Annotated in this window: 16 protein-coding genes; 2 read left to right on the plus strand and 14 right to left on the minus strand. The window is 53.0% G+C overall.

Features of this window, described 5'->3' with window-relative positions:
* Positions 1 to 10 precede the first annotated feature (10 nt).
* Positions 11 to 490: an SRPBCC domain-containing protein gene (locus IPJ96_15535; protein MBK7911729.1), complete on the minus strand. Its 480-nt coding sequence runs from the start codon at positions 488 to 490 to the stop codon at positions 11 to 13.
* The gene (locus IPJ96_15540; GenBank protein ID MBK7911730.1) at positions 474 to 824 is read right to left on the minus strand and encodes a winged helix-turn-helix transcriptional regulator; all 351 of its coding nucleotides are present in this window, start codon (positions 822 to 824) and stop codon (positions 474 to 476) included. The genes IPJ96_15535 and IPJ96_15540 overlap by 17 nt, the downstream gene beginning before the upstream one ends.
* Positions 825 to 960: 136 nt before the next feature.
* On the opposite strand from IPJ96_15540, the gene IPJ96_15545 reads away from it, so the two are divergent.
* A complete protein-coding gene (locus tag IPJ96_15545) occupies positions 961 to 1527 on the plus strand; it encodes a TetR/AcrR family transcriptional regulator (GenBank protein MBK7911731.1) in 567 nt (188 codons plus the stop codon).
* 158 nt (positions 1528 to 1685) lie between these two features.
* On the opposite strand, the gene IPJ96_15550 is transcribed toward IPJ96_15545, so the two are convergent.
* The 8 genes from IPJ96_15550 to IPJ96_15585 all read right to left on the minus strand — a co-directional run bounded on the left by IPJ96_15550 (position 1686) and on the right by IPJ96_15585 (position 11899).
* Positions 1686 to 3302 carry a T9SS type A sorting domain-containing protein gene (locus IPJ96_15550; GenBank protein ID MBK7911732.1) on the minus strand — a complete coding sequence of 539 codons (1617 nt, stop codon included), beginning with the start codon at positions 3300 to 3302 and terminating at the stop codon, positions 1686 to 1688.
* Positions 3303 to 3309: 7 nt separating this feature from the next.
* Positions 3310 to 5553, minus strand: a complete 2244-nt coding sequence (locus tag IPJ96_15555) for a cellulase family glycosylhydrolase (GenBank protein ID MBK7911733.1) — start codon at positions 5551 to 5553, stop codon at positions 3310 to 3312.
* 159 nt (positions 5554 to 5712) lie between these two features.
* Complete coding sequence (locus IPJ96_15560) at positions 5713 to 7626, minus strand: SprB repeat-containing protein (protein MBK7911734.1); 1914 nt, start codon at positions 7624 to 7626, stop codon at positions 5713 to 5715.
* Between the two features lie 485 nt (positions 7627 to 8111).
* Positions 8112 to 9716, minus strand: a complete 1605-nt coding sequence (locus tag IPJ96_15565) for a hypothetical protein (GenBank protein MBK7911735.1) — start codon at positions 9714 to 9716, stop codon at positions 8112 to 8114.
* Positions 9717 to 9805: 89 nt separating this feature from the next.
* Positions 9806 to 10390, minus strand: coding sequence for a PhnA domain-containing protein (locus IPJ96_15570; protein MBK7911736.1), 585 nt, complete (start codon positions 10388 to 10390; stop codon positions 9806 to 9808).
* Positions 10391 to 10468: 78 nt separating this feature from the next.
* Complete coding sequence (locus tag IPJ96_15575) at positions 10469 to 10888, minus strand: DUF1801 domain-containing protein (protein MBK7911737.1); 420 nt, start codon at positions 10886 to 10888, stop codon at positions 10469 to 10471.
* A 49-nt stretch (positions 10889 to 10937) separates the two neighbouring features.
* Positions 10938 to 11459 carry a DinB family protein gene (locus IPJ96_15580; protein ID MBK7911738.1) on the minus strand — a complete coding sequence of 174 codons (522 nt, stop codon included), beginning with the start codon at positions 11457 to 11459 and terminating at the stop codon, positions 10938 to 10940.
* Positions 11460 to 11530: 71 nt separating this feature from the next.
* Positions 11531 to 11899, minus strand: a complete 369-nt coding sequence (locus tag IPJ96_15585; protein ID MBK7911739.1) for a VOC family protein — start codon at positions 11897 to 11899, stop codon at positions 11531 to 11533.
* Between the two features lie 254 nt (positions 11900 to 12153).
* Here IPJ96_15585 and IPJ96_15590 point away from each other — a divergent pair, with 254 nt between their 5' ends.
* Entirely contained in the window at positions 12154 to 13500 is a 1347-nt protein-coding gene (locus IPJ96_15590) for a PQQ-dependent sugar dehydrogenase (protein ID MBK7911740.1), read from the plus strand.
* A 62-nt stretch (positions 13501 to 13562) separates the two neighbouring features.
* Here IPJ96_15590 and IPJ96_15595 read toward each other — a convergent pair whose 3' ends face one another.
* The 4 genes from IPJ96_15595 to IPJ96_15610 form a co-directional block, all read right to left on the minus strand.
* Positions 13563 to 14675 carry an acyl-CoA desaturase gene (locus tag IPJ96_15595; protein ID MBK7911741.1) on the minus strand — a complete coding sequence of 371 codons (1113 nt, stop codon included), beginning with the start codon at positions 14673 to 14675 and terminating at the stop codon, positions 13563 to 13565.
* Positions 14676 to 14841: 166 nt separating this feature from the next.
* The gene (locus IPJ96_15600) at positions 14842 to 16479 is read right to left on the minus strand and encodes a T9SS type A sorting domain-containing protein (GenBank protein MBK7911742.1); all 1638 of its coding nucleotides are present in this window, start codon (positions 16477 to 16479) and stop codon (positions 14842 to 14844) included.
* A 159-nt stretch (positions 16480 to 16638) separates the two neighbouring features.
* Positions 16639 to 21441 carry a lamin tail domain-containing protein gene (locus tag IPJ96_15605; GenBank protein ID MBK7911743.1) on the minus strand — a complete coding sequence of 1601 codons (4803 nt, stop codon included), beginning with the start codon at positions 21439 to 21441 and terminating at the stop codon, positions 16639 to 16641.
* A 120-nt stretch (positions 21442 to 21561) separates the two neighbouring features.
* Positions 21562 to 23139 carry a hypothetical protein gene (locus IPJ96_15610; GenBank protein ID MBK7911744.1) on the minus strand — a complete coding sequence of 526 codons (1578 nt, stop codon included), beginning with the start codon at positions 23137 to 23139 and terminating at the stop codon, positions 21562 to 21564.
* Positions 23140 to 23208: the final 69 nt, after the last annotated feature.

A 23208-nucleotide genomic window follows, 5' to 3' on the forward strand; every position in this document is an offset into this window, starting at 1 on the left:
TGCACCAGCCTCAGCTTCCGGAAAACAGTTTCTCCGCGTACGCTACGAGCTTGTTCAGCGTCTGCTTTCCGCCTTCAATCGCGTTCACCTTTTGGTTGAGTTCTTCGATCACGGCCTTGGAGGAGAACTCCGAGCGCATGGTCAGCCAGGTGCCTCCCTCCTGCTCTTCCAGGGTTACCTGCACGTCAAAGCCATAGGGATTGTCGATAGCGCCGTTGCGGAAACACAGCGTATGCTCGGGCTCGATCCGGGTGTAACGGATGTCGTTCTGATAGTCCTTCCCGAATCCGTGCATGACGAAATTCCAGCTGCCTCCCGTTTGCAACTGCAGCTGCGCGGTGGTCAGGGTGTATCCTTCCGGGCCGTACCACTTGGCCAGGTGCTCCGGTTTGGTCCACACTTCCCAGACCAGGGAGAGCGGCGCCTTGATGAAGCGCTTGTGCTCGATTACCTTGTCTTCCCAACGAAAGGAATCATTTCTTTTTTCCACGGTGTTTCTTTTTTGATTGTTGCAACTGATCGAGGTAAGCTTCCAGTCGGTCGAATTTCCGTTCCCAGAACCGGCGGTACTGATTTACCCAGGCATTCACCTCCGCGAGCTGATCCAGACGGGCTTCGCAAAAGCGCTCACGTCCCTCCTGCCGGACATGCACCAGGCCGCATTCTTCGAGCACCTTGACGTGCTTCGATACGGCCGGTCGGCTGATGTCAAAGTTCTCGGCGACCGCGTTGACCGAGAGCGATTGGAGCGCCAGCAGGCCGAGGATCGCCCTGCGGGTCGGGTCGGAAATCGCCTGGAAGACATCGCGTCGCGGGGAGCTCATTGTGTAACCGTTTGGTTACAAATATACGCGTAACCCTTTGGTTACACATATTGTCGCTTAACTTTAACACTTGAACAGGTAGAATGCCTGTTTCTGCCAAATTTTTAAAATTGTAAAAGGGTTATTTTTACCCGGCATGGTTTCCAAGAACGAACTGCCCTGGATCGAAGCGGGCTACGAATTGTTCGCCGCGCAAGGACCGGACGGCTTGCGGGTGGAGACTTTGGCGCGCAAGGTGGGCATCAGCAAGTCTTCGTTCTATCACCACTTCGCCGATATTGATGTCTTCACCGAACGGCTGCTGGAATGGCACCTCGACCGCGCGGTGGAGATCGCCGGACGCGCTTGCGACTGCCGGACGTTCGATCCCGACTTTTTGCATTTACTGGCCGAATATCCCGGCGACCTGCTTTTCAACCGGCAGTTGCGCGTACACCGGGAGAACCTTTCCTACCAGCTTTGCTTCACCCGCGCCATTGCATTCGTCGAAGACGCGATCCTCCCCTGCTGGTCAGCAGAACTCGGTATTGCCGGCAAACCGGACCTGGCGCGCAGCCTCTTCGCGGTGATCAACGATATGTTCTACCAACGTGTGACCCGGGAAAACCTGCACTATGCCTGGATGAAACAGCTCCTCGGCGAGATCAAAGCGATCCTCACCGATATGATCAGGGGGAGTGGGATGGGGAATGAGTTGAAATAGTCCTACGTTGAATAAATTCAGGAATTCCGATCCAATAAAGCCTCGGCTGTCATTAGCAGGACGCCGGCCGTCTGATACCGTACTGCTGGAATTTAAACTTTTCGACAATGAATCGGAAGAGCGTAGGTATAATCGGCGGAAGTTTTAGCGAGAGGACCCTACTTTAATATCAATCGTCCGGAAAACGCCCTCCCATCCTGTTCGAGTCGCAAGACATACTGGCCGGGCATGGCATGGTGCAGCCGTACGATGGGTGCTTCGGTATGTGAGTCAATTTTGAATTGCTCTACAAGGGCCCCCTTTGAATCGTACACAGATAAGCGCGCGCCTTCCAGGGTAGCCACGGATGCCGGAACTCGGATCCGAAAACTGCCATCATTGGGGTTGGCATATATCACCAGACCATTACCATCCATTCTTGCCTCACTGGGAATACCGGTGATCTTATCCATCCGACCGATGAAGGCATCGCGTTGCCCCCAACTCGTATAGGTTATTCCCTGAACCTGGATAGAATCGTAAAACGTTCCAGAAACAATCGGAAAACCATTTACATCCATTGTAACACTATTACCAAAACCGCCTGAAAAAGGTAAAACGCCCATGCAATCTCCAGTTCTCGTAAATCGAGAAAGAAACAAACAATCATTACCAGGGGAAAACAGTTGATGAGCCCCCAGCGTAAGTGTATCCGTGAACTCTCCTGTTACGTAAAAAGTAGAATCGGTATCCATAGTCAATCCAAAGCCCCATGAGTACCTCGATGCTCCATTCCTTAACCAATGGTTGACTCCATTCGAATCAAAACAAGCAATGAATACATCATGGTAGTTAGAGCCATTATAGTTTCGAACTGAATTTCCATCCGCTATAAGACTATCATAATAGTTTCCAGTAATATAAATTGATCCGGTTGGATCTACCCTCAATTGGCCGCCAGAACCGCCGCTTCGGCCTGATACAAACCGTTTACCCCAGATGGGATTACCACTCAAATCGCATTTCGCCAGTACAATATCCTGGGGATTGGAGCCTACCCACGCTATGGGCCCAAATGCAGCAGTATCATTCTGCGTCTGGCCGGAACAATAAATCGAAGAACCCTGAATGGCCATGGAACCGAAAATTACGGCAGAGGTAAAGTGATCTTTAACTGCCAGAACGTTTCCATCCAGATCCATGGTGACTAAATAACCACCCTTCGATACATTAAACGTATCAATGGTTCCCGAACTCTCACCATATACTATCCAAAGGATTTTATTATCGGCAGTCAAAACAGCAGGCCCGCCACTATCATCCATTACTCCTCCCGCGGATTTCAACCAGAGGCAATTACCCGAATAATCAAATTTGGCAAAGAACGCATCCTCGCCCCCCTTTGCTATTGCTTGATGAGTGTCGATGGAGAATGGACCACCAAACCTACCAGAGACATAAAAACCATCATTTGAGATTCCAAGTATTGCACAATTTTCCCAATCTCCGGGATTATTATAACCTCCCATTGATCTTACCCATAGCATATCGGTTAATGACTCATTGATAAGACCAATAAACATATCACCCAAGCCATTGGAGGGATAAAGTGTATCTCCGCCCACAACAACACCTGTGCCCCCATAACGTCCGGCAAATAAGACACCGTAATCCGTCTGAATTGCATTTATTATATCATCACCATAACTCTGAATAAGCTTTACGTCTCGAAGTTGTTGCGCTCTGACATCTGTCGAAATACCGAAACATAGAATTATTATAATTATAGCTTTCATTAGCCTGTTATTTAACAATATATACGGGTAAACACCAATTCATACCACTCGCTTCTACGCGAATCAGATAAACTCCTGCTCGAATTAAATTAAGGTCTAGGATTTGTATCTCATTCTTCATCTCTTCTTCCAAAATCAACTGGCCTTCCATTGACAACAATTTAAGCTGATAGGCCTTATCCGGCCCACAATCGGGAACTACAATGGTCAATTGGCGATTTGCAGGATTTGGGAAGCAGCGAACAGGTACTGCATTATTCTTCGAATCCAGCAGGAGGGTTATTTCATTATTGTTTACCTGATAATTCACTTCGAAGGAACTAGCGTGATTGGCGCGTCTAAAGCCCGAATAATCGTCGCAGTCCGGCCACACAGCTTGTATGCCGGCATCAAATATGGAACCGTTCACCGCGAAGAAGCCTTCATTGATCTCTATACTCTCCCTCGCCCTGACTGTCATAGAGCCCTGAATATCATTCGTTCCAGTAAAATTAACCCTCGCCCAAGCTTGCTCGTTTACCGTTTCGGTCGATAATACCGTTTGTGTTATAGCAATAGCATACTTAGGAGTTGCGCCGGGTAATGCAAATTGAATGTTAGCAGAAACCGGTTGGCTTTGGAGAGTTCCTTCCTCTACTGTTTTATACCCGGGTGCGGTTACCCGAACTTGCGTGATGAACTCATTTAATCCAGGGGTGTAATAATTAAATGGAATTAATAGAAAGCTTCCATTAACATCTGAAAACGTATACGTCCAGTAACTTTCATACCCTATAACTTGCATAGTCATAGGGTCAAACTTCGTATATAAATAATTCGCCGCCGCTACGACAGCCCCGGCAATTGGTCTTCCCTCACTGTCGCGACAAGTGCCGGTAACCGCTCCTGTCAAGCCCGGATTGGATATGTGATTCAAATAAGGGTCGTAGTAATGATCACTCAGGGTTACGGTGGAGGGAGGGTTGATGCTGCAGGGAGCGGTTGCGGTCCACGGGAAGGTCTGTAAGGTCGAACATGCCGGCTGTTTCATCAACAAATTGTACCCCCAAGTCGGGTCGGGATCACCGGACTTCAGAAAGGCCCATGATCGGCGGGAGTGGTCCAAATTCGCCTGGCCCGGAGGCACTTGGAGTGAACAGTCAGGAGGGGTGTAGCCGTTCTCGAAGCTGTCCTGAAACCCCCACCATGCATAGCCGGACGGGCCACAATCCCGGATGATCGGTAGCAAATCTTGCATGAATGCGTTCAGGTCACTGTAGTCTCCAAAAGTGCCACAATCCCAACTTCCGAGATCATCGCTGGACGTAAATCCCGTCTCTTCCAATACCCAGGGTCGCTCCAGATAAGTGCTGGCCCAGTAGATCTGATCCATCATTCGGTCGATTGCATGTTGAATAACATCTTCCTGAATATTCACACCATAATCGTACTGCCATTGCGGTTCCGGGTAGATATGCAAGGAAACAAAATCCGTTTTCATCACACCGGGATCCCATGTTTGCGTGGTGCCCGCGTGCCCTAAGCCAATTGTGATCAGGTGGTTCGGGTCGCTTTGTACTTTAATGGCGTCATACAATTGACCACTGAAATCACATACTTCATTTTTTCTGCGATTCCATAGTCCATTATCACCGTCTTTATAATTCGGCTCATTGTCCAAATCATACGCCATAATCGCCGTGTTGGTGGCTAAGTAACCGGTCATGACCTTCAAAAAGGCCTTATAGTCATCGACCGCTGTTTGATTGGGTTGTCCAAACCCACCCCTGAAGAGGTCAAACCCGTCTGCTGTGAGCAGGATTACCCGCAAGTCCTCACGATCAGCTACTTCAATCACATCTTCGAGCATTTGTAAAAAGATCGCCATTTGAGGATTGGATGGCAGATCATAAGGCGCCTGGATCGCATAGCACTTATTATTCTTCGCGTTTAAAGAAATATTCTGATTCCACCCGGAAAGAAACCAATCAAATGAAAATACCGAACTGCCAATAATTCCATTACAGGGGTGACAATAGCTTCCCTGACCAGTGGTACATGGGGGAATATTGTACCTCTTTAATCCGGTAATAAGTCGGATTGAATTGAAACCCAATCCCCGAATCGCTGCAAAATCCTGGCGAATCTGGTCTAAGCCATCCGGATTTTCCAAATGACGATACTGGCCATATTGCGGCCACGGGCCTACCCACATGTCGCTATAGGAGCTCACTGGGAAGGAATTATATCCGGGTGAAATGGAGTAGTTCATGATTTTGGGGAAAAATCGACTTCCATCGCGATCATAAAATTGTTTTCCCTTTATGGTGACATACTGACCGTTGCCCGTATGCGCTATTGAAATTAGTATAAAAAGCCACAGCGCTCGCATTATCTCGTCTTTGAAAAGTTTGTACTCCGTTAAGCAGACCTATTTGCTGTCTGCCACTAACTGTTCCTCCAGTGCGGAAACTTTCTTTTCCAGGAGAATTACGTACAGGACCAGTTCTTCCATCTTCTCCAGCATTTTGGCCTGCATCAAACCAACATCCAAGCCCTCCGACTGAATCGTTCTTGCAGACGGCAGGCCGGGTAGTTTCCGGTTTTCCGAAACATACCTTTCCACCTCTTTCAAACTCATGAGGGAGTAGCCGGGATCAAAAACATAATCCGGCCAGTTACCTGGAAGATCTACCCGTAGTTTTTCGGTACGAATACCCTGGGCTACATAGAGCCGATAACCAGTACTTCCAGTATAGGGAGTTGGGTCAATTCCAACTCCAATTATTGAGTTTGTCCCACCCAGCTGCACATTACCGCCATTCGGACCTGTGCAGATGAAGGCATCCCTGCCACAATAATAGTTCACTAACAGGCGATTGGAATTAGGTGTTTGCGGAGCGCCAACCACGTCTATGAACGAGTTCGTGCCATCAAAACCCATTTCCATAACTCCAATCCCACTACCAGCCGAAAAATTTCCGTAAAGCTGTAGCGATCCCTGAAATTGATAGTTCGTCGGAACGTTCAGTACGGGATTGGAGCAGGACGTGATCGAACTGATACTCTCATCCGGATCTTGCCCGAAACCGAAAAGGCCCACCCCGTTTTGTGAGGATGTACGATAACCCATGAGTCTGCGACCACCCAACGATAAGTTCTGCTGAATGTTAAGACTGTCGACGACAAGACCGGATTGAATTGCTACACCTCCGGCTCCCCGGATGCGAATTCGTTCAGCGTTATTGGTCTTCAGGATCAGGCTGGTACTGTCTGTTGTGCCCAGGAACTCCGATGAAGAATCGATTCCACCATTCCCCGTCATCGTCCAATCATCCCGATCCGGCTGGGTGAGGTCGATCTTGACGTCGGGTTTGGTGCAACCGTTGGCATCCGTTACCAGCACCGAGTAGGTGCCGGCCATGAGGTTGGAGAGGTTCTGGGTGTTCTGGCCGGTGTTCCAGGAATAGGTGTACGGCATCACCCCGCCGGTGACCGTGGTGGTCACACTGCCGTTGGAACAGTTGTAACAGGTCGTGTGGTGGCCGTTGGGGTAGGTCGGAGCGGTCAATTCCACTTCGATCGAACCGGGTTGCGTGAGCGTGATACTGGCCGTTACGCCAACACCGTTCAGGTCCTTGACCAGCACCGTGTACTCGCCGGCTTTCAGGTCTGCCAGGTCTTGTGTGAAATTTCCATTACTCCATTGATAGGTATAGGGCGCAACACCACCGGAAACCGTCAGGTCAATGGCGCCATCATCGCTGCTCTTGCAACTGAGGTTGTACCCGTTGTGCAGCGGACTGGTGATGCTGACAATATGCAAAGGCGTGGGCTGCGTCAGGCTGGTCGATAATTGCAACTGGCATTGGTTGACATCCCGGACAATCACCGAATACGATCCGCTCGGCAGGTCGTGATTCGTCTCCGTCTCGGCTCCATTGCTCCACTGATAGGTATAGGGTGTAGCGCCGCCCCCAATGACAGCGGTGATCCAGCCGTCGGCTGCCCCTTGCGCGGAAACGTTGAATCCGCCTCCATAGGTCGAAACGTCGAGTGAACCGGTGAGGGCTTCCGAGGCAATCAGCGTATAGCTCTTGGTGATGGTGTCCTGCGCGGCATCAATAACGGAAATGGAATACGTTCCGGCTGCCAGGCTGGTAATGGTCTTCGTGTAGGCACCCGTTGACCACTGAAAAGAATAGGGCGGCTGTCCGCCAACGATGATCGCTTCCAGGGTGCCATCACTGGCTCCGTTACAACTCACATTATATCCGCCATTGAACACGGAAGGATTAAATGTCACATCCAATGACTGTCCGAAGACTCCGAGCGACAACAGCAATAAGACAAGGGACCCCCCCCTTAAAATATTCGAAAAACGAAGTTTAATAGTAGTTGTTTTCATGGCATCGGTTTAAAATCGTTAGCAATATCAAAGGATAATAATGAATTTTAAAAATGCAAATGTTTCGGAAAATTTAACACCTTCCGTGACTTAAAAAAGTTGTCCTTGTCTATCCGGTTTTTCGAATCATCGCAATTGATGGAATCTTGTAAGCACTAATCTCAGTAGCGCTTTTCCATTTTTTGTTTAAAAGCCATAGTGCTTGTTACCAAAGAATCTGAATTTGCCAGGAATTTTCTTCTCCATGCTGGTATAGACGATTAAGAAAAAAATATGATTGCCTGCCGAGACCGTTGGTCGAATTCCTGAGTTATAGTGGAATTAAGCCGTAAAATAATCAGCCCCGTATCCTGATTTCAAATTCAGGATCCGGGGCCGGAAAACAAGTGACGAACGTTGGTTCGTCAAATGATCAGCGGTACTTATTCCACCACCAGCAATCGCGTCTGAGCCAGATTGCCGTTCTTGTCGGTCATCCGCAGTTGGTAGGAACCGGCTGCAAGCGTTGCCGGCAGGCGGATCTCGATGGTGGATTGCGCGAGGGCCGGCGCTCCTGCATGGAGCAGCGTGGTCCGGCCGTAGAGGTCGGTCAGTTCGATGCGCTCCGCCTGGAGGGTGGACGATACATGCAGTACGGATCCCGTCCTGACCGGTATGGGCCAGCAGCTCAGGTTGGCTGTTGCAGTTGGTTCGGTGATGCCGACCAAGAGATCGTTGTTGAATCGCATCACGGCTACGTCGTTGTTCGGACCGGTATTGCCCTTTCCAGCCGCGAGGATCTTGCCATCGGCCTGCAGGCAGATCCCGTTGGCTTCGTCGAAGGCGGTCGCTACCGTGGTGACCGAATAGCCGTCGCCGTCGAAATCCGTGTCGAGTGAACCGTCGGAACGGTAACGCACCAGTAAGAAGTCGCGATCATCCATGAAGAAACCGCCGGAAGTGCCGGCCAGCAGGGGCTTTCCATCGGGTTGCAGGACCATATCGTACGCCACATCCTGCGCGGCGCTATCCCAGATGGCGATGCCGTCGGTATCGAAGCCGGTATCGAGCGTTCCGGTACTGTCGTACTTCGCCAGCAACAGGTCGAACGAAAAGTCGGGTTGCGTGGTGTAACCGGCTACATAACAACCGCCGTCCGATGTCAGCGCCAGACCGAAACCGTCTTCTACATATTCGGCCGAATAGGGCGTCATGACGATCCCGTTCGTGCCGAAACCGTTGTCCGGCGAGCCGTCTTCCCAGTAACGCGCAACGAGCACGTCAAAATTGAACTGGCCGGAACCGGTCAGACCCTGGTCATAGTGGCCGCAAGCGGTGATGCGACCGTCCGCCTGTACGGCGATGTTCCAAAAGCGACTGTCCTGTCCCGTCACCGGCATCGCCACCACGCCGTTGGTGCCAAAGGTGGAATCCAGCGAACCGTCCTCTTCGAGTCGAATGATGACGGGCGCCTTGTTGAAGGCCGGATCGGTCATTTGTCCCGCCAGGAGGATGCGACCATCGTTCAGCTCGGTCATGCCGTAGGCGATATCGTCACTCGGGCTCAGGTCAACACTTGCGATGCCGCTTTGGCCGAAGGTCGTGTCGCGACTGCCGTCCTCGAGGAAGCGCATGACGAGGAAGGAAAAATTATAGGACGGATCACAGGAAGCGCCGCCGACCAGAATCTTACCGTCGTCCCGGACGATCACACGATACGCATACGATTCCGTGAAATCGGGAACGGTCAACACGCCGGTGCCATTAAACGTGGAATCGGGCGTACCATCGGTCAGCAGCCGGATCACCAGGAGCTGTCCCGCGAACGCGGGCGTCAAGGCAGTACCCACGGTGACCACCTTCTGGTCGGCCGGTTGCACCGCGATGTGCGTGAGGTTGTCCTGGAAACCGAAGTCCTGTACATAACGACCGGCGTTTCCGAAGGAAGGATCCAACGTACCGGCCGGTTGCGCAGAAGTTAATAAGGGCAGGATCAGCACAAAGAGGCCGGCTGATCGAACACAAAGGGAGGTAAGAAGTTTGCTCATCCGGCGAAGATAAACCCAACGCCCGGATCACGATTAGACGGGGCCGTACAACTTTCAGGATTTATTCTGCGAATCGGCCAAATTTTCGTTCAGGCCGTTGTCTTACGCACATATTTGGTCAGGATAACGATCTGCTGTCCTTCGATCTTACCCTCGATCTGCTCCGTGTTATCCGGAACAAGTTTGATATTCTTCACCGTCGTCCCGATGCGGGCGTTGATCTGGGAGCCTTTTACGTCGAGCGATTTGGTCAGCACGATCGTATCCCCGTTCTGCAGGCGCGCGCCGTTCACATCCTGGTGTACGGCAACGGGGTCGCGGTCTTCATGATCGCCGGTCGCCTGTGCCCACTGCAACAGTTCGTCGTCGAGGTAAAGTTGATCCAGCGCATCCTGCGCCCAGCTCTCGCTCTTCAGCCGGTGCAACATGCGCCAGGCCAGCACCTGGACAGCGGGAACCTCGCTCCACATGCTGTCATTGAGGAAGGTCCAGCGGGAGGGCGTCAGTTCATCTTGCCCGGAAAGCTGGTGCAGACAGTCCTGGCACACCAGGATGGCCCGGTCGGCCGAAGGTCCTTCGTCGGGCGGTACCGCATAAACCGATAATTGATTGGAAGCGCTGCACAATTCGCAGCGGTCGTTGGCCCTGGCTCGGACCTGCATTTCAACGGACATGTTAACGGGTTTGGGGCTGCAAACTTAAGAGAATGCCCCGTTCCGGGAAAAGACCATGGTCATTGGAGCCGATGTTCCTTACGGGTACTTCGACTTGATGTACCGGATGGACTCCTTCATGAGCCGGATCAGTTTCTGCCGGTCGATATCGCTGAGCTTGTTCACATAGATGCAGACTTTGCCGATTTTATACTTTCCCAGTCCTTCCAACAGGTGTTCGTGTTCGTCGAGTCCGGTGTACACATAAAGTGAAATGGCCGCTTTTCGCGGAGAAAAGCCGATGATCGGGGCGTCGCCTTCATGCCCGCTCGCATATTTGTAATGATACGAGCCAAACCCGATGATACTGGGGCCCCACATCTTCGGTTCGTGACCAGAGACCTTCTTCATCAGGTCGATCAGCTCATAGCTGTCTTTCTTCTTCTGTTCGGAATTGGCAAACGTGCGGATGAATCGTTCGACGCTTGCCTGAGTGGGTTCGGTCTTGTTCTTAGCCATTGAGGATGGTTATTTCAAAAGCAATAGGATCATCGTGTTGACATCAGGTTCATTGAAGTATCCTCAGGTAGGCGGTCCAGGGTCCGGTCGCAGCTTGATACTGTTTCGCCATGACCCGTGCGATTTGAGCAAGGTGATCCAGGTCGTGTACCATCCAGGTAGCGAGCAATTCAGAAAGTCTTACTGCTCCGAAAGCGGGATGAATGCCGGTGCGTTCCAGTTGTTCGTCGGACAGGTTCAATTCCCGAACCTGTGTAATATTTCGCTTTCGAAGCGCTTCGAACTCATCCAACAATTGCAACATGTCCTTCCCCCTACTCTCCTCCAATTGAGCGAACCGGTCAAAAGGTCGAAACCTCCGCTCTTCCTGATCGGAGAGTATGATGCGTGTGCGTTCCATCCAGTCGGTACGTTCGCCGTGTATGAGGTGACCGAGCACATCGAACGGACTCCAGGTCTCCGCTCCTTCGTTGGCATGTGCCCAGGATTCCGGTAACCCGCCCAGCAGGTGGCGAAGCACACCCGGAGTGCGGGAAAGTATATCGAGTGATGGATCGATCGCGTACTGCATATTGCATAGTTAAAGAGGAAGAAGAAACATTCAAGCGGTCAATCGAAAACAGCCTGTGCAGTGGACACTGCTCATTTCGCCTGCGGATCGTTCTGATAAAGCCCGTGGATGTTTCCATCCGGATCCTTGAAGTAGGCCAGCCAACCGACCGTGGGGATCGGCATCTTTGGAACGACGATCAGACCGCCGGCTCCTTCCACGCGGCGTATCGCTGCATCCATATCCGGTACATCGATGGAATTGACGATCGGCTGGTTGGGATCCCGTTTGCGCATCACGGCGCCGTTGATACCCGGACCTTCGTCGTTACCGGTGATGGCCAGCCAATAATCTTCCTCGCCGAATTTCTGGAATTTCCAGTCGAACGCTTCTTCAAAAAACCGGATGGTCTTCTCCGGTTGGTTACAGGGGATCTCGAAATGGACGATGCGGTGGCTCATGGCGGTCATGGAATCATTGGTGAAATTCCAAGATAGCGGCTTGAAGGATTCGGTTCAATTCAGCAACACAGTTTAACATTCATGCGACAGGACAAACTCCGCTTGCAAGAGTGTTCTACGAAAAACTGGTACTTTTTTAAGTCGGGTCGTGAAACGATCCTGCTTCATGACCACCTGTAATCGAATATAGTTTGCCCAACATCTTCTTCCATTCGGGTTCCGGCCACATTCCGGCAAGCCGTTATCTTAGCCTGATGAATCGCCTCCTCTGTCTTTTACTGATTTGCATCATCGGACAAATTCGATTGTCGGCTCAAGGAATCCTGGATACCCTGGGGAATACCATCGTACGGATTGAAACCGCGGTGGACAGCGCGCAATTCGCGGGCGGTTATGCCAGCGGGCCCTGGGACCTGCACATGGGTCCTGACGGGCAATTGTGGTTCACGGACCAGACAGCCATTCGCCGTTGGCATCCGGTCACGGGTGTGATCAGCACCGTATTGCGTGTGCCCAGCGGGTACTTCATGGGGCTGGCGCATCACAGCGATTTCATTCATCAGCCCTACGTATATGCTACGATCGATACCGGCTATTACTACGGACAAAGCACGCGCATCGAAGTGTGGCGCTATCGATACAATTCGGCTGTCGACTCACTGGAAGATCCATTGTTCCTGCTTTCCTGGTACCACCCGGGTGAACACTCAGGCGGACGCATGGTCTTTGGTCAGGATAGCTGTCTGTATATCGGGACGGCCGATTATGCCGGACTGCAATGGCAGGATACGCTGTTCATGAATTCGGGCAAAGTGCTGCGGGTACGTCCCGACGGTTCCGTGCCGAGCGACAACCCACGCCCCGACTACAGCTGGACCTGGGGACACCGGAATCCGCAGGGAATCGTACAGGTACCGAATGGCAACATCATCGTATCGGAGTACGGACAGATCAACGACGAACTCAACCTCATCCAACCGGGCAATCATTACGGCTGGGTGATCTTTGATGGGAACCAGTGCATAGGAAGCATTGACACTTGCAACGCCTATCAATCCAGCCTGACCTTCCCGATCGATGTCGGCCAGAACCCTCCCTCGGGAATCACCTGGTACGACCATCCGTCGATTCCGGAGTTGCACGGACTGGTACAGGCGGTGACCGGCATCAACCAGGGACTCATCGCCTACACGATGAACGCAACGATGGATTCCGTCCTCAACAAGCAGTACTTTCTGCGTTACGAGTACGGTCGCGTCCGCGATGCCTGCGCCGGCCCCGACGGAAGTTTGTATTTCATCGCCTACGACCGTTCCTCGCCGCGGATCATGCGGGTGCGGAACGCGTTGAATACGGGCGTGTCATCCACAACATTCCCCGAGATAGCGGTATTTCCGAATCCATGTACCGATCGAATCCGGTTTTCGACAGCACTTCCTCCCACGACCACCTCCGCCGTCCTTCGCAACATACAAGGCGAAATCGTGTTACACCAAAAAGTCGAAGGAAATTCCGACCTGCTGGATGTCGGGATGTTGCCGGCAGGAGTGTACTACCTGCAGGTCGGCAACAGCGTTCCGAAAATGCTGCTAAAGTTGTAAGTAAATTCCGTGAAAATCCGTATGCTCCGTGTGCCTCAATACAAGGCACACCGGTCCACCGATCAACCCATCGTTTCAATCAGGTGGAAATAATCCTTCCGCCCCAGCTTCTGCAGCATCCGCACATGTGAACGAAGCGCCTTTCCGAAAGATGGATAAACCGTATACGGAACACCGAACTCCTTCGCTGTCTGTGCAACGATGGGCGCCAGCTTGGGGTAATGGATATGACAGATCCTTGGAAAGAGGTGATGTATGGCCTGGTAATTCAGTCCGCCGACATAAAAAGTAATGATCGGGTTACCCGGCGAGAAATCCGCCGTAGTCCGCAACTGGTGAATGGCCCATTCCGTCTCGAGGTTGCCCTCCGCATCCGGCATGGGAAATTCCGCTGCTTCCACGACATGCGCAAGCTGGAAAACCACACTCAGTACCGTGCCGGCGATCAGGTGAAGCAACAGGAAGCCGGCGAATAACTTCAGGAATGAAACCTCCAGTACGAGTGCCGGCAATACGAGCATATAGCCTACATAGAATAGCTTCCACACAACCAGCGAAAGGATGGTGCCCACTTTCTTCCAACCGGTTTCTTTATTCAATCCTTTGCGCTGATAACGGAAATGCTGAATCAGATCCTTGAGCAGCACCCAATAAAAGGTCATGATCGAATAGAGCACGAAGGCATACAGAAACTGGAACCGCTGAATGGAACGGTGCTTACCGGCCGGCGAGAACCGCATCCCCAACTTATCGTTCACGTCTTCGTCCGCGTTGTAAACATTCGTATAGGTATGATGCAGGATATTATGCTGGGCCTTCCAGTTGCGCGCGTCTCCTCCTACTACATTCAAGGTCTTACCCATGATATAGTTCACGGTGTCGCTCGACGAATAGGCCTTGTGATTGGCATCGTGCATGACGCTCATGCCGATTCCGGCAAGGCCGAAGCCCATCAGCGCCCAGCAGGCCCAAAATCCCCAACCGGTAGCCGTTCCGCTGATCAACAAGGCATACGGGACGAAATACAAAGCCAGCATGAAGATGGTTTTGAATACCATCGCTGCATTCGCATGCGGACTGATACCATTGGAGGTGAAGTAGGCATCAACTCGCTTTCTTAATTCGAGAAAAAATCGGGTATGACTGGAATTGACGAATTTCAGTTGATGATCCATAATAATACTGGAATTTGTGGGAAAAATACAAAGTTTTCCCTCGACCTATTCCGGCAAGTAAGTAAAAAAACGGCAGTTTAACCCTGACATTTCTCTGCAATTTCAAAGATTCGGAGCATTCTTCCTCTAAATCCCTGCGATACCCGGAACCGCATGGGCATCAACTCTAACGACGATGTCCATTTTTTACGACCAAACTGCAATGGCTACGATCACCGAACTGCAAGCGCAGCAGGTAGATTCCCTCCGGCAAGGCTCCAAGGTCGAGTTGATCGGTATGCGCGATCGCGTAAACTTCCCGACCGCTGAGATCAGTTACCTGCATCCAATCGGGAAAGAGCCCTGTGACCCGAATTATTCCGGTGGTCGGGTTCGGAAAGATGTTCAGCGTCTCCGCTCCATTTTCCCCGAGCGTTGTCGGCAAACGATCGGAAAACTGCTGCACGACTGTCGTGACGTAATTGCCGCTCAGCCAATCGGAGCGGGAGAGATACACATTGCACTCCGCATCCAGCGTCATGCCGCCGGGCTCCATGACCATGCGGGTCGTATCCATCCACCGCACGGTCCCCGAGGTATCGAAGCTGTTAATGGCCAATACGGTTCGTTCACTATCGAGCGCGTGCCGGCTCAACACGTAAAAATCTCCTCCGCAGGCACCGATCAGAACCGCGCCGCCGGTTCCATTTTGTACAGCGAGTGAGTCGAGGTCACTCAGGTAATCGCGCCGGAAAACGGATACACCAGCCGTATCGTATTTATACACCGAATAGTCGAAGTTGGTCCAATGACCACCCGAAAATGAACTGTCGGGAATCCAATAGCGGTAGTTGAACAAGAGATACGGGTTGGCACCGTCGAACGCCAGGTCCACCGGCGCGATCGAAGCGGAATCATGCGTATAGGGCAAAGACCAGACGTTTGAACCGGTCGCGACATCCAGCTTCTGCAACCAGAGTTGTCCGTTCTGTCCGTGAGAGCGATAGAAATAACCGAGTCCGTCAAGCTCCAGCCGGCTAGTGCTCGATGGAATCAGGTTCCCATTGGAGAAACGAATCCAGTTCAGGCTTCCTGCAGGACTCACGCTGAAATAATAGCTGCGGATGATCGCGGCCAGGCCGTTCCCTCCGTTTCCGGTGCAGATGATCGTACCGGCGGCATCAATCTCCATATCCGTGATGGTCTCAAACAAATTCACCCCGACAGGACCCTGGTCCGGGATCGAGATATCCCATAGCAAGGTCCCATTCGTCGTATCGAAAGCAGCCAGCGCGAAGTCGTCACCATCCACGGGGTTCACTTCGTTGACCATGGCAACCACGAGTGAACCGTTCGGACTGAACCTCGCGATCAGCGGTCGCACCGACATATAGGGATAGGCCCAATCCTGTTGCCAGCGCAAGGTGCCGTCGAGGTTGTAGCGTCGCAGACGGAAATCCCGGTTCATCAGCGAGTCGTCATAACCACCCAGGAAGATCGCGCCGTCGTTATCCACCGGAACGACCAGATGATAAATCGCCTGGCAACCGCTGAAACAACTATCATTGACGATCTCCCAGCGTTTGTTACCATGTACATCGTAGGCGAAGAAGCGATCGATCAACCAAAAGCTGGTCGCGTCCTGGGTATTCTGGATCGTGTAGGTGTTGCCGAACGCATCGGTTGCCGCCGCACGTAGCATATTGGCCTGCGCTGTCGGGGTTCGCTCGCTGACGGTCCATTGCAGGCGTGACTGTGCCAGACAAGCGGTCGAGATGAGCAGGAGAGTAAAAGTGGAATAAATACCGCATGGGAGACGATTCAAGCTTGAACGAACCTCGAAAGAATGCCATTAATAACCAAGCTGAAATTGACGGAAACCCATTCCGGAGTGGTTAACAGGCGTGATTTTACACTCGGCTGACAGCTTTCTTTTCCAGTAAGGGTGCGCCGGATATTCCGAAGAGTACAGACCCAAGTCGGATCAGTATACTACGATCCGTATCCGTTCACCGGTGCGAGCAAGCAGAACATAAACACCGCTCGCAAGACCCTGAAGGTCCATGGACGTCTGGCGTTCAGTGAACCTAAGCATCCGACCGGTCTGATCGAACAGGCTGGCGTCGATGCTCCGACTGAAAAAAATCTGTCCGTCGTGAACGGGATTGGGCCATACCAGCAGCTGTTTCGCAACCGGAGCATTCGGCAATCCAACCGACAGGTCCACATTCGTAGAATCCGGCGTCGGGATGGAGAAGTCGCGCCAATCCGGATCACCGTCGCCGTCACGTCCATACGAATGATCGGGCTGTACATTGGTATAACAGATCTGGTCGGAGACATTTTCATCCGGTTTGATCAGGTAAACGCAATCGTTCAGACCATTCAGCACGAACCAAAGGTGCAAGGCACCCTGACCCGGTGCTGCATCGGCCCACAACAGGCGGAAACCATCGCCGGGGATCTTGGTGGAATCGTTGTCAAACGGGAAGCGGTACCAGGTTACCGGATTGCCCAGGGTGGCGGTGTTGGCCATGTACCATCCGGCCAGATCGATCGTGTCCGGGAAGGGGTTATACAATTCGACCCAGGCGTCGAACTCACCCTGCTCGTCGGCGATGGTCGACAGGTTGACCGGCTGCACTTCATTGATCAGTACATTGACCGGCGTAAAGTTCCAGTTCGTTCCTCCGGGCGTCGGACCGGTAAAGGTGACCAGTACAGGATCACCATCCGCGCGACGACCATACGATTCGTCGGCTGCAAGTAACGGATAACACAACGAATCGGAACGCGTGAGGCCGTCGGGCTTGGTGAGATACACACATGCCGGCCCGTTCGACAGGATAAAGTTGGCATGTGCCGCTCCTTCAACCACTTCATTGTCCGACCATACGAGGAACAATCCACCGGGAGGTATGCGCAGTGAATCGTTGTTGAGCGGGAAGCGATGCTTCAACGGTTGCGACGAAACATCGCTGATATACCAGCCGCCTAAGTCCAGCGTATCCGGATTGGGGTTGTAGATCTCCACCCAGGGATCGAAGTCGCCGTAATTATCGGCAGCGGAATTCGTGTTCACCGGCTGAACTTCATTCAGCAAGGCCGTGGCAGCTTGCGGACTGTAATTGGTTGCCCCCGGCGTCGGCACCGGGAAGTTGATCCATACCGGATCATCGTCGAACTGGCGTCCGTAGGACTGATCAGCGGCGATCGCGCCGAAACAGATCGAATCGGAGCCCGCTTGATCCGGTTTGTACAACCAGATACAGGCGGGGCCGCCATTCAACTGGAAGGGTACATGCAGGCTGCCTTGCCGGGTTTCATTGTCCGCGTACACCAACAAAAATCCGCCGGGCGGAATACGCAACGAATCGTTGTCGAAAGGAAAACGGTACTGTCCGGGATTCCCGACGAGGTTGAACAGGAACCAGCCACCCAAATCAACCGTGTCGGGATTCGGGTTGTGCAGTTCGATCCAGGGTTCGCGTTCTCCGAAATTATCCGTAACCGAATTCGTGTTCACGGTAAGTACTTCGTTGATGACGATCCGCTCCGCTCCTACCTGTACGTTGGTCGCGCCTGGTGTGGCGGGATTGAAGTCGATCCAGTTGTTGGCTCCATCATACGTGCGCCCATACGACACATTGGCCACGGCAGCACCAAAGCAAATGTTATCGGAGATGGAGATCGCATCCGGTTTGTATAGATAGACGCAATCACCGGAAGCGCTCAGCCCGAATGTCGCATGCAAGACGCCCTGCTCGGGTTGCCCGTCGGCCCAGACGATACGGAAACCGTAGGGCGGCACTTTGGTGGAATCGGTTCCGTGCGGGAAACGGTACCGGGTCGGATGCGCGGGATCGTCGCTGGCAAACCAACCTGCGAGATCAAGGGTGTCGGCGGTTGGGTTGTAGAGTTCGAACCAGTCGTCGAACTGCCCGTAATTGTCGGCAATCGTTCCGGTGTTGGAAGCCATTACCTCATTGATCAATAAACTCGCGGCCGGGATCTCCTGATTGGTGGCGGCCGGCGTAGGCGTTGTAAAAAACACCCATGTGGAGGAAGCGTCATACGAACGGCCATAGGATTGATCCGACAGGATCGACGGTAACCGAATGGAGTCTTCCACGCTCGAGGCATCCGGACGATACAACACGACCAGGTCGCCCGAAGCATTGAACTTGAACGGAAGGTGCAGGGCTCCTTGCTCCGCGTCATCGTCGGCCCATAAAAGCAGATGTCCGTACGGGGCGATCTTTGTTGAATCGTTTCCGACGGGAAACTGAAAGCGCGTCGGCAGAATCAGATTATCGGTGACATAATACCCGGCCAGATCGACCGTGTCGGCGTTCGGGTTGTAGATCTCCAACCAGTCGTCGTATTCCCCGTAATTGTCCTGCACGGTGAAATTGTTCGAGGCTTGTGCTTCGTTGATCACGACCCGCAAAGGAGCACGATAGGATGTATCGATATCGAACAAGGCTGTCAGCACCGTGTCGCTGACGAGGTTAAGCTGGATGGTCGCGTTGGTGTCGTTCGACTGCAACCAGCGTACGAAGCGGTAGCCCGGTTTTGGTACTGCCGTGAGCGGAACCGGTACGCCCTGGAAGTAATATCCTGCCCATGGAAAAACGTTGGTGGTAGTGCGCGGTGTTGATGGATCGAGAAAAACGGTATTGACGCGGATGTTCCCCTTGGCGGTATCGCTTACGTTCAACGATACGCGTCGAAACGCGGGTAGGGAAAAGGTTGTCAGGATCTGCTGCCGGCAGAATTGCTGCCGCAGGTTGACCCACCACTTCATACTGTCCGTCTGCGCCTGCCAGTTGGCGTTGCACTGCCAGCGGTCGCGGTACTCCTGCATGTAGGGTGATAACTCGTTCCGCAATTCGTCCACCTTCGCCTGCATGAGCGGGGGCAGGAAGTTGGTGTTCATGTAATCCGCGAACAGGTTGATCCAATTGTCACGGAACCCGGTATTGGCCAGCAGCGCGACCAGCATGGGAGATGGACCGTAACCCCTGCTGCCGAGAATCGCCTGCTGGAACATATCGTACCATGGATTCAGGTAATAGGCGGTAGTGTTGTCCATGTCCCATTGGATCCATTTGAACTTCCCATCCGGTGTACGCGGACGCCAGACGGCTTCATTCTGCCCGGGCCAGTCGCCACGGGAGAAGTAAATGCTCGAAACGTAGTTGAGCATGAAATTCTCGACGTCCATCTTCGTCTTTACGTACGCATAGTTGGCCGAATCCGCCATGTTATTCGTCGTGACGAACTGCTCGAGCTGCGACCAGGCAAGCGTATCGCCCTCAATGGCTATGTTATCCTGCAGATCGACGATATCGAACCCGGGATTGTCCTTATCGATCAGGTAATGGTCTTCGAAATATTCTTCGTTCCGGTTCCGCTCTCGCAATTCGTGCAGTCCCCAATATTCTCCATCGATGAAGACGACACAGGGACGATAAGCTTCATAGTCGAGCGTAGTTTTATGGAAGAACTGAGCCGTATAGGCGTCACGGAAGAGCGCGAACGCGCGATCGCTGCCCCAACTGCGTAGCTTGAGTTTGTCGAAGGAAGTAAGATAACGCGCGGGGCCCGGTGTATTCGCGAAGAAGGGATAGCGGATCTTTCCTTCCCCAAGATCGGAAGTCGCGGTGATGTCGAGGCCCTTCTGTGGACTCGACCGGGAAGTGACCCCGTTGATGGAGATCCGGAAGTTACTGTTCACGACCTGCTGCCCGCCCGGCATGAAAAACTCGACGTTCGCCTGCCTGTTCCAGTCGAAATAGTAGTTCGCCTGAAAGGTATTGGGCACATAGTTGATTCCCGGCACGTAAATGCCGATCGTATCATTGAACAGGTTGCGCGGATCGGAGACCAAAGAGACCACCGGCAGATTTCCATACCGCGTTGCCATGGCCGGATCAATGAAATACGATTGCGTGGAAACGGGGCCGGGCAGAAACGAACTCTTGAAGGCGCGCGCCCTGACCACGTTGCATTTGTAGACATTACCCAAAGGTCGGTTCCAGTCGGGCAACCAGGCGTGCACTTTGTAACAGGTCCGGATCGTGGAATAGAAATTCGTATCGGCCGCACGGCTGTCTACCGTGATCGGTCCGGTGTATGGGGTCGAATTCGCTGTCGGCTCGGAACCGTCGAGGGTATAACGGATGGTGACGGTAGGGTCGGGATGCGACAGGGTGAAGGTCTGGGCGGAAGGATAAAAACCGCCGGCCAGCGAAAACGTTACCGGCTCGGTGACTGCGCCTTGAAAAGCCGTCGCGAAATTGTTCGATGCAGCCGGTGTGGCAACCGAGAGGTAAAACTGGTTGACGCTGCCATTCGGCAGACGACCGAACGAACGGTCCGGAGGCATATAAATGGCCAGGAGATTATCCTGTACGGCGCCGGTGGAGTCGCTCAGGTAAATGGTCTCGCCGCGCGAATCGATCGAGAAGCTGGTATGAAAAGGAGTAGTGACAGCCCTGTTCTTTCCCGAACACCAGATGCGCAGGAAGCTACCCGCATTCAGCGTGTAATTCGGAAACCGCCATTTGAACAGACTATCGACATTGTCGGACAATCCCCAGTTCAACAAATTGACCGGCGTGGCGGATGTATTGTACAACTCGATCCAGTCGGAATAGTCGCCATCGGAATCGGTGACTGTGCCCTGGTTGTTGGACATGAACTCGTTGAAAACGACGGCTGCTTCCGATCTCTGAAGGGAGAAGCACAGGAGAAGCAACAGGAATATGCGGGGTTTTCGCATGATCAGATTAACAGATAACAACCCGTAAAGTTCCTCGCTGGAGGGCTAGCCGGAACATCGGGAGTCAACGGCTTTCACACAAGCGCGTGTCAGCAGTACGATTAGCGACAAGAAGGCACCTCAAGGCCGGATAATGCTAACCGCCTTCGTGCGCAGGACACCATCGGCCCGTAAACTCAACTGGTAGCGACCCGATTCGAATCCTTCGATCTGAATGGTGGCGTGCTGCAAACCGGAGGTACTTCCAGCGTCCACTTGAGCCTTCCAGACAATTCGTCCGATAGGATCAGTGAGTATCAAGATAGCGCCGGAGGACTTGGGTAGGAAGTAATCGAAGTCGAGGCGATCGCTTGCAGGGTTAGGATAAGGGGAATTCAACTGCGGTGTATGGGCAATCGGACTTGCCAGTGGAGGAAGTCCGGTCGCGACTACGTTGCTGTCGATGATGATGTTCTCGTCGCCCGGCAGGTAATAGGTATAGCTGAAATAGACGAGCATCATCTCGTCGGTGGTCGCTTCACCGAGAAAGACCGGCGCAGGTGGATCGTTGGGGTTTTCCGGATTGTTGGTGGTATTGTCGTAAAAAGCTTCCGAGTACAGGGTGGTGCCGGCAGGCAGGTGGAGAACGCGAGGAAAGGTGTAGAGTCCCTGCCAATGGAAATCCCATTCGGGGATGTCGATGAACGGGATCGTATCGTTGGAGGACGTCACCCCGAACGATCGTATGCTGCGTCCGATCAGGTGCATGTGCGGGCCAACGGAAAGGGCCGAAATACCGAACGGCAACTGGTAATGAGCATAAAACGTGCGGACGGAATCAGCGGGAATGTAGAGTGGACCATTGTCGAGGTTGAAGTGCGACAGGGGCGATGCGATGTAGACCCGTCGCAGCGGACCGGGGTTCAGCCGGAAGCGCACTTCGGTGGAATCGGTCTGCCCAATGGTACCACCGGGATAGTGGACCTGGAGAATGATATTGGTGTTCGCCGGCAGCAGGATGCCCATGCCGTTGGGTTGGGACATCATCCCCTGTCCGGGTACCCACACACCGATCAGGTTGGAACTCGAAGATCCGGTTCCTCCAAAGTTGGTGTAGCCGGGACCGGGATCGGCGGCGTCGAGCTGGGCCGGAACGCCGGAGGTGTCTTCGAAGATCAGGACATGGTGTACGATACCCCGGTTGCCCGGCAGCGCTTCGATTTGCGTGATGTACTGATCGGCGGATAATCCGGTCGGGATAACGAAGCAACGATAGAGATCCGTCGAAGTGTTTACCGTATAAGGAGTCATGCGACTCACCAGATCGGGATTCTGGAGTTCCGCGAGTCCGGAATAGACCGGCGGATCGGGAGCCAGCGCCGTATCCCCTTCGGGTGCGCCATCGGTCAGCCAATCGGCAATGCGATCGCGATCCGACTGACTCAACACCCGTTGATGCGCAAATCCGCTATAAGTGGGATCGGGCGGCCAGGGCGGCATCGTGCGGTCGGCTACCGCATCGGCGATATCATTCGCATTGTCATAGGCATCCGCATAGCTCATCAACGAAAACGGCGCGATGCCGACAGCATTGTGACAGGATGTACAGTGCGCGTAGAGGATCGGCGCCACGTGCTCGGACCAGGTGGTCGTTTGCGCGAAAGCCGGGATAAGAGACAGGCTCACCAGCCAGGTAAGAATACCGGTACGAAGGATCATGAGGGGGTGTACTTATCCCTTGAAGGTACAGATTCTTCCGGAATCCGTAATGAAGGATCGCCGGGCACG

The organism is Bacteroidota bacterium (genome assembly GCA_016713765.1).
Lineage (GTDB): Bacteria > Bacteroidota > Bacteroidia > AKYH767-A > 2013-40CM-41-45 > Pollutiaquabacter > Pollutiaquabacter aromativorans.

Excerpts from the sequence above, each read along its gene's own strand:
- IPJ96_15540 (MBK7911730.1), bottom strand. The coding sequence starts at position 824 with ATGAGCTCCCCGCGACGCGATGTCTTCCAGGCGATTTCCGACCCGACC.
- IPJ96_15545 (MBK7911731.1), top strand. The coding sequence starts at position 961 with ATGGTTTCCAAGAACGAACTGCCCTGGATCGAAGCGGGCTACGAATTG.
- IPJ96_15550 (MBK7911732.1), bottom strand. The coding sequence starts at position 3,302 with ATGAAAGCTATAATTATAATAATTCTATGTTTCGGTATTTCGACAGAT.
- IPJ96_15555 (MBK7911733.1), bottom strand. The coding sequence starts at position 5,553 with ATGAACTACTCCATTTCACCCGGATATAATTCCTTCCCAGTGAGCTCC.
- IPJ96_15565 (MBK7911735.1), bottom strand. The coding sequence starts at position 9,716 with ATGAGCAAACTTCTTACCTCCCTTTGTGTTCGATCAGCCGGCCTCTTT.
- IPJ96_15570 (MBK7911736.1), bottom strand. The coding sequence starts at position 10,390 with ATGTCCGTTGAAATGCAGGTCCGAGCCAGGGCCAACGACCGCTGCGAA.
- IPJ96_15575 (MBK7911737.1), bottom strand. The coding sequence starts at position 10,888 with ATGGCTAAGAACAAGACCGAACCCACTCAGGCAAGCGTCGAACGATTC.
- IPJ96_15580 (MBK7911738.1), bottom strand. The coding sequence starts at position 11,459 with ATGCAGTACGCGATCGATCCATCACTCGATATACTTTCCCGCACTCCG.
- IPJ96_15585 (MBK7911739.1), bottom strand. The coding sequence starts at position 11,899 with ATGAGCCACCGCATCGTCCATTTCGAGATCCCCTGTAACCAACCGGAG.
- IPJ96_15590 (MBK7911740.1), top strand. The coding sequence starts at position 12,154 with ATGAATCGCCTCCTCTGTCTTTTACTGATTTGCATCATCGGACAAATT.
- IPJ96_15595 (MBK7911741.1), bottom strand. The coding sequence starts at position 14,675 with ATGGATCATCAACTGAAATTCGTCAATTCCAGTCATACCCGATTTTTT.
- IPJ96_15605 (MBK7911743.1), bottom strand. The coding sequence starts at position 21,441 with ATGCGAAAACCCCGCATATTCCTGTTGCTTCTCCTGTGCTTCTCCCTT.
- IPJ96_15610 (MBK7911744.1), bottom strand. The coding sequence starts at position 23,139 with ATGATCCTTCGTACCGGTATTCTTACCTGGCTGGTGAGCCTGTCTCTT.